The organism is Mucilaginibacter sp. (assembly GCF_028288105.1).
GTDB lineage: Bacteria > Bacteroidota > Bacteroidia > Sphingobacteriales > Sphingobacteriaceae > Mucilaginibacter.
In genome coordinates, this window is record NZ_JAQBOI010000267.1 from 1 (window position 1) to 4,972 (window position 4,972).

General features: G+C 39.0%; 4 protein-coding genes, 1 pseudogene and 1 riboswitch. Of the genes and pseudogenes, 4 read left to right on the forward strand and 1 reads right to left on the reverse strand.

The window, feature by feature from the left end:
• Positions 1-81: 81 nt before the first annotated feature.
• The gene (locus JWQ85_RS17995; protein ID WP_299470392.1) at positions 82-927 is read right to left on the reverse strand and encodes an SRPBCC family protein; all 846 of its coding nucleotides are present in this window, start codon (positions 925-927) and stop codon (positions 82-84) included.
• Between the two features lie 111 nt (positions 928-1,038).
• Positions 1,039-1,237: riboswitch (cobalamin riboswitch) on the forward strand.
• 249 nt (positions 1,238-1,486) lie between these two features.
• Here JWQ85_RS17995 and JWQ85_RS18000 point away from each other — a divergent pair.
• The 4 genes and pseudogenes from JWQ85_RS18000 to JWQ85_RS18015 all read left to right on the forward strand — a co-directional run.
• Positions 1,487-3,424 carry a TonB-dependent siderophore receptor gene (locus JWQ85_RS18000; RefSeq protein WP_299470393.1) on the forward strand — a complete coding sequence of 646 codons (1,938 nt, stop codon included), beginning with the start codon at positions 1,487-1,489 and terminating at the stop codon, positions 3,422-3,424.
• A 54-nt stretch (positions 3,425-3,478) separates the two neighbouring features.
• A complete protein-coding gene (locus tag JWQ85_RS18005) occupies positions 3,479-4,051 on the forward strand; it encodes a DUF6580 family putative transport protein (RefSeq protein ID WP_299470394.1) in 573 nt (190 codons plus the stop codon).
• Between the two features lie 70 nt (positions 4,052-4,121).
• Entirely contained in the window at positions 4,122-4,808 is a 687-nt protein-coding gene (locus JWQ85_RS18010; protein WP_299470395.1) for an NAD-dependent deacylase, read from the forward strand.
• 37 nt (positions 4,809-4,845) lie between these two features.
• Positions 4,846-4,972 (forward strand): annotated as a pseudogene (locus JWQ85_RS18015) (ATP-binding protein); the annotation flags it as partial.

The following is a 4,972-nucleotide window of genomic DNA, read 5'->3' on the forward strand; positions in this document are numbered from 1 at the left end:
GTGTTCACGGCCGTGAACGTGAACACTTTTCACGCCATTTACTAACAAATGGTTCGACAGGCTCACCCTGACACCTGTGAATCACATCGGCGGATTTTCCGAACCTGGTTTCTGCTCCTCATCAACAGGCTCAATATGTGAGCGGAAGCGAGGCGCATCTTCAATAATGGTTTGTTCAATCACAATTGCAACAGGTTCTTCAGATGCTGTTGGTTCGCCGCCATCAATATCCATGTATTGCTTAAAGTTGCGAACATCATTATCAACCATGTTTTTAAATACCGGGTTTAATATGTGGGCTATGCCACCGCCAAAACCACCTGCAGGCGGGCGGTAGGAGATAACCACATCTACCAACGTGCCATTACCATCAGAGCTATCCTGGAAACGTACCTTGCCTGCATTGTCAATTAGCGAATCGGGAAGCGAGCTCCAACCAATACTATAGCCCGGCTCATCGCTAACGATCTGGGCGTCCCAGCTTACCTTGGCCACACCAGTTGGCAATTTTAAAACCCAGTGCGAGCGTTTATCATCTATTAGTTCTACACTCTCTAAATGTTTCATAAACAAAGGCAGGTTATCCAGCTTCCGCCAAAAATCATAAACTTCCTGTCGTGGTTTATCTATCAGATATGACGAGCGGATGTTCACATTCACAGGCTCGGTAGTATTACGGCCCATTCGTGAGTATAGTTCGCAATGCCCGGTAATGCCGCGATTTAAAAGATACCCGCCCGCACCAAGCTTTATAATGCTCGAAAATGGACTTTTAAATAAACCTTTAAATCCGGATAAGGCCAATTTAGCACCAGCGGCTATAGAAACAGTGCGTTCTGCAGGTGATAAATTATTACTTAACGAACCTTTTTCTGCCTCCGAAGCAGAAGTTTCTCTCCATCTATTTTCTAATGTTGCTGTTGTCATGGTTGTATGTTATGTATTTATTAAACACCTTAATAAACAGCAGGTTTTCTTTTATTGAAATTAATTTAACCATGGCCCATATTTACCTTTTGCAGTTAGCAATTCTAATGCTACATTTGCAACGCTTTAGGTTTCTGCCGGGAATGTTTTCCGATGGAATTAAAAGGGAATATGGTGTAAATCCATAACTGTCCCGCAGCTGTAAGCTCCGTTAACTAATGTCCAATCAACAGTCACTGCCCTTATTTGGGTGGGAAGGCCGGGCAAAGGGGAGTAAGTCAGAATACCTGCCTCAGCACTATATTATTCATAGCTTTCGGGGATTGAAGCTTGGGTGTAAATGCTCTTCATTGTAGTGTGTTTTCATTCCTGTGTATATCTTTTTGTTATGATAATGTTTATAAGCATTTATCAATATAATTTATATACACCAAACATGAAAAAAAGGGTAGTCCCGCTTCTTTAGTATCGACATTAATTTTTAAACGCTTATTGCCGTTTCAATGTGCAATATCTTGTAACTACAATTTTTAAATTTATTAACTATTAAACTTTCACAATGAATAAGAATTCTACATACATTATTATAATTTTATTTTTGGTTTCGCTGCAAGCCTACAGTCAAGACTCTGTACGGGTGTTAAATGATGTGGTAGTAACTGCAACACGATCGCCTAAAAAACTCAGTGAGATTGGAAGGGTAGTAACGATTATTTCAGCCGAGCAGATCAATCGTTCCCAAGGAAAAAGCTTACCGCAACTTTTAAATACAATACCCGGAATTACATTCTCTGGCGCGCAAAATGCCCCGGGCATTAGTACCTCTGTATTTTTGCAAGGTGCTTCAAATGGCAATACGTTAATATTGATTGACGGATTTCCTGTTAATAACGCATCGTCAATTGATGGAAGTTACGATCTTAATGCATTCCCTATGGATCAGATAGAGCGTATAGAAATATTAAAGGGAAGCGGTTCTACACTATATGGGTCTGATGCAGTAGCCGGAGTAATAAATATTATAACCAAACATTCGCAGCAAAAAGGGTTAAAAGCAAATGTGCAATTAACCGGCGGTAGCTATAATACTTTTAAAGAATCTGCAGGAATAAACGGAAAAATTAATAAAACAGGTTTAGCAATTAACCTGTCTAATACTGATTCCAGGGGTTTTGCTGCAGCTACAGATACATTAAATACAGGCCAATTTAAAAAGGATGGCTTTCATCAGCGCTCGGCCAGTATAAATATTGATCAGCAGATATCTGAAGGCTTTTTATTAACGGGAAACTTACAAGCCACTTATAATAAAGGTAATTTACCATACGGTATATTTACCGACGATAAAAATTACGATTATAATAATACGTTTTTATTTGCCGGTTTAGGTGCGAAAATCAAATTACCAAAAGGACTTTTAAATTTCAATGTTACCCAAAATACGGTTAAGAATAACTTTAAGAATTTACCACCTGATAACGGAGGGACGCATCAGGAAACTAAGAATACCGGGCGTATAACAAATGCCGAAGCAGTGTTGAATTATAACCTGGGTAAATACTTTGATATTACAAGCGGGGCCGGATACAAATACAGCAATACCAGCCAATACAGCCTATTTGAACAGCCTGGCTATAGCCCCGGGCCGAGCATAATAAATAAGGATACAGCTAATAATAGCATTACCAGTGTTTATACATCTGTGTTTTTTAAGTCGGGCATATTTCATATGGAGTTGGGTGGCCGGTATAATCACCATAGTTTATTTGGCGATAAATTCACTTATACTGTTAATCCATCATTATTACTGGCAGATCAGTTTAAGATTTTTGGTACAATAGCATCTGCGTTTAAGGCACCAACGTTATATCAATTATCATCAGAATACGGTAATTCAAACTTAAAGCCTGAATCTACTAATTCATACGAGGCGGGTTTTGATTGGGAGATAATTAAAAATACAGTGTCCTTTAGCACATCATTTTATAAAAGAAATGTTAAGGATGTGATTTATTTTGCAGACCTATCAACTCCTCCTTTTGGCGTTTATAAAAATGGTGCTTTTCAAAAAGATAAAGGGTTTGAGAGCGAGTTGAAATATACTGCTAAAAAGTTTTCTGCGGTGGCCTGGTACGCTTATGTAACCGGCAAGCAAACAGACCAAACAGGTAAGCAAACTGCTAATTTATATCGCAGGCCAAAAAATACGTTTGGAGCAAATGTTAATTACCAGGTTCTAAATGATGTTTTAGTGGGCGTAAATTATAAATATACAGGGGATAGGAGCGAGCAAACATATGATAATGCCACTTTTAGCACTAAAACTATAGTGTTAAAACACTACAATTTGGTTGATTTGCATATCCAGGCAAACGCCACTAAAAAGCTTAGTGTTTTTGGTGACCTTAATAATCTGCTTGATGAGAAGTATATTGATTGGCTGGGGTATAACACCCGGGGAATCAATTTTACACTTGGTGCAAAATATCAGTTTTAAATAGCATTTTATATTACAGTGTATTATCAATAAATTTGCGATATATTTTTAACCATGTCATTACAAAAGATCAACACCCGTACCATTGTACTTATATTAATGATACTTGCTGCTACAGCAATGCGTTTTGTAAGTTATAAGTTTCCGCTTATGAGCAACTTTACACCGGTAGGTGCTATTGCACTGTTTGGCGGCGCTTATTTTACCGATAAAAGGAAAGCTTACCTGGTGCCCCTGTTAGCGCTTTTTGTAAGCGATATCTTTATCAACTACTTGTACACTTCTAAATGGGTGCTTATGTATAGCGCCTCTATCTATATGTACATTTGCTTCGCTATAATGGTGCTAATTGGTACGTTTATTAAAAAGGTGAATATTGTTAATGTTACTTTGGCTTCATTTGTCGGTGTATTAGTGCATTGGTTAATAATGGATATGCCATGGTTATACGGAAATTTATATCCGCATACATTAGCTGGTTATGGCGCTTCGCTTGTAGCTGCTATCCCTTTCGAAAAAAATATGATATTAGGCGATATACTGTTCGGAGCTATCCTGTTTGGCGGTTTTGAACTGGCAAAAAGCAAATACACTGTATTGCAAACAAAAAGACAACTGGCTTTATAAGCTTAATAAAATTTAAAGAAAAGCGGTTGTGTTTACATAGCCGCTTTTTTTGTACATATTAAATTATAATATGAAAAGAATAGTAGTACTTACCGGCGCGGGAATAAGCGCTGAGAGTGGCTTAAAAACCTTCAGAGATAGCGACGGGCTATGGGAGGGATACAATATAGAAGACGTAGCCACGCCAGAGGCCTGGGAACGCGACCCGGCACTGGTACAGGATTTTTATAACCAGCGTCGCAAATCAGTATTAACCGCTGAACCCAATGCTGCCCATTATGCATTGGCCAAACTGGAAGAACAATACGATGTTACCATTATCACCCAAAATATAGATGACCTGCACGAAAGGGCCGGCTCAACAAATGTGGTGCACCTGCATGGTATTATTACCCATTCGCAATCGAGTATTAAAGCTAACCTTACTTATCCAATTGATGGATGGGAATTAAAAATGGGTGAGATCTGCGAACTGGGTTCGCAATTGCGTGCACACGTAGTTTGGTTTGGCGAGGCTGTACCTATGATAGAAACCGCGGCACGACTTTGTTCAAAAGCCGAACTGTTTATTTTGGTTGGCACATCGCTGGCAGTATATCCCGCCGCCGGATTAATAAACTATGTGCCACGTGAAGTAACCAGATATATTATCGATCCAAATATCCCAACCGCTGCTAACAGGCGTATTGTAGAAATGCCATATAAAGCCACGATAGGGGTGCCTATGCTGGTAGATGAGTTAATGGGGAATTCTTAAGTCGCTAATTCAATAAATCATTAATTCGCTAATTAAAATGACTCCTTGTATATTTAATTGGAGCGGTGGTAAGGATAGTGCTTTAGCGCTTTACTATTGCCTTCAAAATCCCGAACTGGATATCCGTTACCTTGTCACTACTGTTAATGATGCGGTAGATCGTA

Excerpts from the sequence above, each read along its gene's own strand:
- JWQ85_RS18005 (WP_299470394.1), top strand. The coding sequence starts at position 3,479 with ATGTCATTACAAAAGATCAACACCCGTACCATTGTACTTATATTAATG.
- JWQ85_RS18000 (WP_299470393.1), top strand. The coding sequence starts at position 1,487 with ATGAATAAGAATTCTACATACATTATTATAATTTTATTTTTGGTTTCG.
- JWQ85_RS18010 (WP_299470395.1), top strand. The coding sequence starts at position 4,122 with ATGAAAAGAATAGTAGTACTTACCGGCGCGGGAATAAGCGCTGAGAGT.
- JWQ85_RS17995 (WP_299470392.1), bottom strand. The coding sequence starts at position 927 with ATGACAACAGCAACATTAGAAAATAGATGGAGAGAAACTTCTGCTTCG.